This window comes from Dysgonomonas sp. GY617 (assembly GCF_015233815.1).
Classification (GTDB): Bacteria; Bacteroidota; Bacteroidia; order Bacteroidales; family Dysgonomonadaceae; genus Dysgonomonas_A.
In genome coordinates this window covers 1-4,426 of sequence record NZ_JADCLR010000038.1, presented here as the reverse complement: position 1 = coordinate 4,426, position 4,426 = coordinate 1, and the positions used below count along the sequence as shown (strand labels likewise).

Here is a 4,426-nt window from a genome sequence, read left to right as displayed (position 1 = left end):
ACCTACTCTCCCATGTTTCATAGTACCATTGGCGTTACAGGCTTTAACTTCTCTGTTCGGAATGGGAAGAGGTGGATATCCTGCACTATAATCACCTTAATAAATCCAGACTGGCGGAACACCCGTATAGTGTCCTCACGGGAGGATGTTTCGACCTATTATCCTCCTAGCATACTATCGTATACTAACCGTTGTACGGACGCTAGTGGAAGGCAATTAAGCCAACGCTATTACTAGAATACTTAGCCACTTAATAACAGAAGCTATGTCTAGCGTTATCGATACGTTCAAAACCATATGAATTGTGTTTTAAGGTTTAACCAATTCACCAGCCTGAATCAAAACAAAGATATAAATTAAATCATATTCAATTATATAGCAATAAAAATAAATCTACAAAAACAGATCTGGGAGGGTTGAATAATTCAAGCCTTCATAGACGAACTTCAACCAAGTGCAGAGTTGATGTACAATGGTCGGAGTTGTTACATATAACAAGAAATTCGAAACCATTGAAGAGATTAAAAAGTGATGCATGAGTAATCAACGCTATTACTAGAAATATACAGCTGATGTAGTAACTTACTTTTGGTAACGATACGATATTACATCCTGAAATATAACTGAGCCCCCCCACTTCTCGAAGCGATTACTAAACAGTAGTCGCTTTTTTCATTTAATAATAAACGATCCCAATTGAAACCCTTTAGTCTTAAACAATAATAAACGTAAGCATTATGATAAATCTAAATAAACTACCCGTAAACCTAACTAAGTTCATGCCACTTCACCAACAGGCTATAGTCAAAGACCCTGAATCTTTCAAGGATTTTGAGCCTACCATTAACAGGCTTGAAATAGAAATAAAAGAAATACCAAATTCTCCACAAAAAACAACTGGTAGTAATGGTTCAGTATACGACCACCTAATAGTCTATGCACATTTCTTCTACGCTGGTTGTGACTGGTTTATTCTTGACTGGGACAGGGAAAACGATATTCTGTATGGTTATGCCATTCTCCACAGTGATATTGAAATGAGTGAGTTGGGAACCACTTATTTATCCGATATAACAGATCATGGCAGAGTTGAACTGGATTTCTACTGGAACAAATGTTCTTTGGCAAAAGCCCTGTATGAGAGATACCCAGATTATTTTGCTGAACCACATATCGCAGTGCCTGTCCGGACAAAAAAGATGACAAAAAAGAAATACAAACTGCTAAAAGCAACACAGACTCAACAGCCAGTTAGAATAAAAGATTGGAGAAAGAAAATCAAACTAAAATTCTGTAAACCAAATTCTATTAAACATGAGCAAACTACTCATCAAAAGCATTACAGGCAAAGACATCGAAGTAACTAATATCGATTTTGCTATTAAACAGTGTGAAACCTGTAAAAATAGCCCCTTTGTTATTTCAGGCACAAAATATACTATAGGTCAAGATAATAGATTCATGTTACCCCAACTGTGGAAATTGAAAAAGGATAAAACCTATGAGAGAAACAACAACTAAAACATGCCAACAGATATACGATTTTTGCCTTCTCGATGCTACCTACAATTCATACTATAATGTACCTGATTACTTCCATTGCACAACTCATCAACAATACAAATATTATCATGGAAACCTTAACCAAAGAGGTATTAGCAGAGCAGGTAATTTTATATGTCATCAATCGAGAATGCAGTTATACAGATTTATGGGTGTAAAACCCAACTGGAATGCCGACAGCCTTCGTTTTTTTCTCGATCCTGAAACCTATCATATAGCTAACAGGGCAGACTATCAATATCCGGGATTATTGATTTACGTTCGTTGCCATATAATAAAACAAGGTGTAAATATTGAGTTTTCACATCCTTTCAATCGTCTCGAAGATGTCATTTTTATTAGTCGTTCCCACAATCCATATTCCGAAGAAGGAATAAGGCTGGATGTCCTTAACTATATAAATAAAAAGCTATTTATTCCTCCCGGAAGATATCGTGACCTGCAATTGGAACATAAGATTTACAAAGAGAATTTTATCAAGTGGTATAAAAAAGAATATCTACCCGCAGTCAAACGACAAAATGAATGGGAAGAATATGAAATGAAGGAAGAATACACCACACAACCTTCGGAAGTAAATTGGGACGATTGCTATGATATGCTCAATATGGTCGGTGCATTTAGTGATTTCGGTGCTGACTATGAATCAGAACGTTACGATATGACAGACCAGTTATTTGAAATGTGCACTAAATAAATCTCGCTTTACAAATCAAATCTATTAAAATATATGGACCAATCCTTATACGAAACCCAAGAATACAACGGGTACAATACCAATATCTATTATGATGGCGATCCACAGCATCCCCGTAAAGAATTCGACAACATTGGAACCCTTTATACCCGGCATCGAAGCATGCAGCCCGAAGAAGACTTTGGCAAACATTTCGAAATCGAAGAAGTATTTGCGAAACAAGACTACGATTTCACCAACCATTTCAAAAAAAAATATATCGCCCATCGGGTCTACATGTATGACCATAGCGGTCAAACAGTTTCTACCTCTCCTTTTTCCTGCCGTTGGGACAGTGCCCTATTGGGTATAATTGCCGTCAGTATCGCAGATGTGAAGAAAGAATATGGCTGGAAGAACATAACCAAAAGGCGCAGGGAGAAGATAGAAGAATATCTTCAGGGAGAAGTCGAAACCTTTGACGATTACCTTACAGGCTCGGTATATGGATTTACCATTACCGATGACCAAGACAATGAAATTGACTCTTGCTGGGGTTATTACGGAAACGACAGCATAGAAGAAATCAAAAAAGAATGTATGGCAATAATCGATAATATCAAAGTTGCCGCATAAAAACAGAAGATAATATGGGTAAAAAAGAATCTGCTATTACTAAGAAAGAGATTAATACTGTGTCAAAGCTTATTACAAATGGGAAGCTGAAAACCATACTTGAAAAGCTTTCTTTTGAAGAGAAAGACATTGACCTTATCGACACTAAGGATTTGATCAAACAGGTAGTTGCACGTGGAGAAGAAGAGGAATTTTTAGATAATTTTCAAGATGAAGAACTCTTAGGATTTTTGAAAGAAAAACATTTTTTGTTAACCGATATTCTTGAAATTTTTGTCAAAAACCTATCAAATCAGGAGAAACTGTCCGGCATCCTACAAATACTCAAACTCGGACCCCATTACACTAAAGAAGACATTATTCACGAAATCAAAAAATTATAACAAAATGAATATTATTAAAATACCTATTGAATTATGGGACTTTATCGAAAAGTATCTTCCTGATTACACTAAAAGAGATGATGTATTAAGACACAGTAATTTGCAATTGTTTATCGATGGGCATGAGTCTGATATCGATAATGAAAACCTCACTGTCAAAGAGGCTGAAAAGCAGTTATCTTCCATCTCTTTGACACTATGTGATGGTGCAATCGATGCTTATACCAAAGGCTTAGGTGTCGAATGCGAACACTGTAAAGAACACAAAACTAAGTACTGTCCTCATTGTGGAAAAAGAACCGACAATGATATTATCGAAGACCCTTATCGATGCCAAGAGTGTGGATTATTACAAGTACAGGAACTCGCTTGGGTAGATACAAACACACAAATTGTTCAAGGTATATTTCCTGAAGAAGAACAAGACCGGTATTGTAAACATTGTGAGAATCATACTCATCAAATGAAAGAATCAGAGCTATTGGATGATATTCTGAACTGGTGGGAGCAATCAGGCTGTGATACAATAGAGGCCATTACAAATTTAGAATATGAATCTTTTATTACCGAACCAGATTCTGACAAAGCCTTTATCGTTGCTTGTAACGAATATTGGAATGCTTTAAGCGTTGAACAAAAAATCGAAATCTGGAAGCACTATACTTACGATAATCGTGAAGATTAATGGATCGAACGACATTCCCCGGCTTTTCACAGATGACAACATCTGAAGTAAAAGTCTTTGCCAAGTCACTGATTGATGAAGGATACACTACCGAAGAAGCACTTGATTTTATGGAAGGCATTGACCGTTGCCTGAATATTCTGGCAAGTGCATCAATCATTAACCGCTTTGCAGGAAAAGCAAAGTGGAATCGCAAATCAGCCCGGCAGTTGCTCTTCGATACAGCAATGCAAATTCCAATCCCCACACGATTTCAGAATATAAAAGAATAGTAATGACAACAATCACTCATTACGGGTATGAAAACATACCTGCCAATCATCCCCATGTCGAACGTTTCCACGAAGATGCTTGTACTGTCTGCTTCGATACCAATTGCATTACCTCAGATACAGAAAAAGAGTCCGAAATAAGACAATGCTGGAGTTGTGGAAGTGAATTTCTCGCCGATGGTGAAATATTACTAATTGGTACTAAACTTTA

At 36.7% G+C, this 4,426-nt stretch carries 7 protein-coding genes and 1 rRNA gene; 7 read left to right on the top strand and 1 reads right to left on the bottom strand.

The genetic code is table 11. The features are described from left to right. Nucleotides 1-99: ribosomal RNA gene (rrf, locus tag IR022_RS19765) — 5S ribosomal RNA — on the bottom strand; the annotation flags it as partial. 638 nt (nucleotides 100-737) lie between these two features. Between rrf and IR022_RS19760 the strand changes: the two genes are divergently transcribed. The 7 genes from IR022_RS19760 to IR022_RS19730 all read left to right on the top strand — a co-directional run. Beyond that, nucleotides 738-1,367: a hypothetical protein gene (locus tag IR022_RS19760; protein WP_194205051.1), complete on the top strand. Its 630-nt coding sequence runs from the start codon at nucleotides 738-740 to the stop codon at nucleotides 1,365-1,367. Nucleotides 1,368-1,501: 134 nt separating this feature from the next. After that, nucleotides 1,502-2,260 (top strand): hypothetical protein, encoded by a 759-nt coding sequence (locus IR022_RS19755; RefSeq protein ID WP_194205050.1) that lies wholly within the window; start codon nucleotides 1,502-1,504, stop codon nucleotides 2,258-2,260. A gap of 33 nt (nucleotides 2,261-2,293) precedes the next feature. Further along, nucleotides 2,294-2,875, top strand: coding sequence for a hypothetical protein (locus tag IR022_RS19750; protein ID WP_194205049.1), 582 nt, complete (start codon nucleotides 2,294-2,296; stop codon nucleotides 2,873-2,875). A gap of 14 nt (nucleotides 2,876-2,889) precedes the next feature. Continuing rightward, on the top strand, nucleotides 2,890-3,258 hold the full coding sequence (locus tag IR022_RS19745) for a hypothetical protein (RefSeq protein ID WP_194205048.1): 369 nt from the start codon (nucleotides 2,890-2,892) through the stop codon (nucleotides 3,256-3,258). Between the two features lie 4 nt (nucleotides 3,259-3,262). Continuing rightward, nucleotides 3,263-3,943: a hypothetical protein gene (locus tag IR022_RS19740; protein WP_194205047.1), complete on the top strand. Its 681-nt coding sequence runs from the start codon at nucleotides 3,263-3,265 to the stop codon at nucleotides 3,941-3,943. Beyond that, nucleotides 3,943-4,215, top strand: coding sequence for a hypothetical protein (locus IR022_RS19735; RefSeq protein WP_194205046.1), 273 nt, complete (start codon nucleotides 3,943-3,945; stop codon nucleotides 4,213-4,215). The genes IR022_RS19740 and IR022_RS19735 overlap by 1 nt, the downstream gene beginning before the upstream one ends. Before the next feature lie 2 nt (nucleotides 4,216-4,217). Further along, nucleotides 4,218-4,426: hypothetical protein (locus tag IR022_RS19730; protein ID WP_194205045.1), on the top strand; the 209-nt coding region annotated here is incomplete at its 3' end.

Bases quoted from the DNA above. Each gene is read 5' to 3' on its own strand.
- IR022_RS19760 (WP_194205051.1), top strand. From the start codon at position 738: ATGATAAATCTAAATAAACTACCCGTAAACCTAACTAAGTTCATGCCA.
- IR022_RS19755 (WP_194205050.1), top strand. From the start codon at position 1,502: ATGAGAGAAACAACAACTAAAACATGCCAACAGATATACGATTTTTGC.
- IR022_RS19750 (WP_194205049.1), top strand. From the start codon at position 2,294: ATGGACCAATCCTTATACGAAACCCAAGAATACAACGGGTACAATACC.
- IR022_RS19745 (WP_194205048.1), top strand. From the start codon at position 2,890: ATGGGTAAAAAAGAATCTGCTATTACTAAGAAAGAGATTAATACTGTG.
- IR022_RS19740 (WP_194205047.1), top strand. From the start codon at position 3,263: ATGAATATTATTAAAATACCTATTGAATTATGGGACTTTATCGAAAAG.
- IR022_RS19735 (WP_194205046.1), top strand. From the start codon at position 3,943: ATGGATCGAACGACATTCCCCGGCTTTTCACAGATGACAACATCTGAA.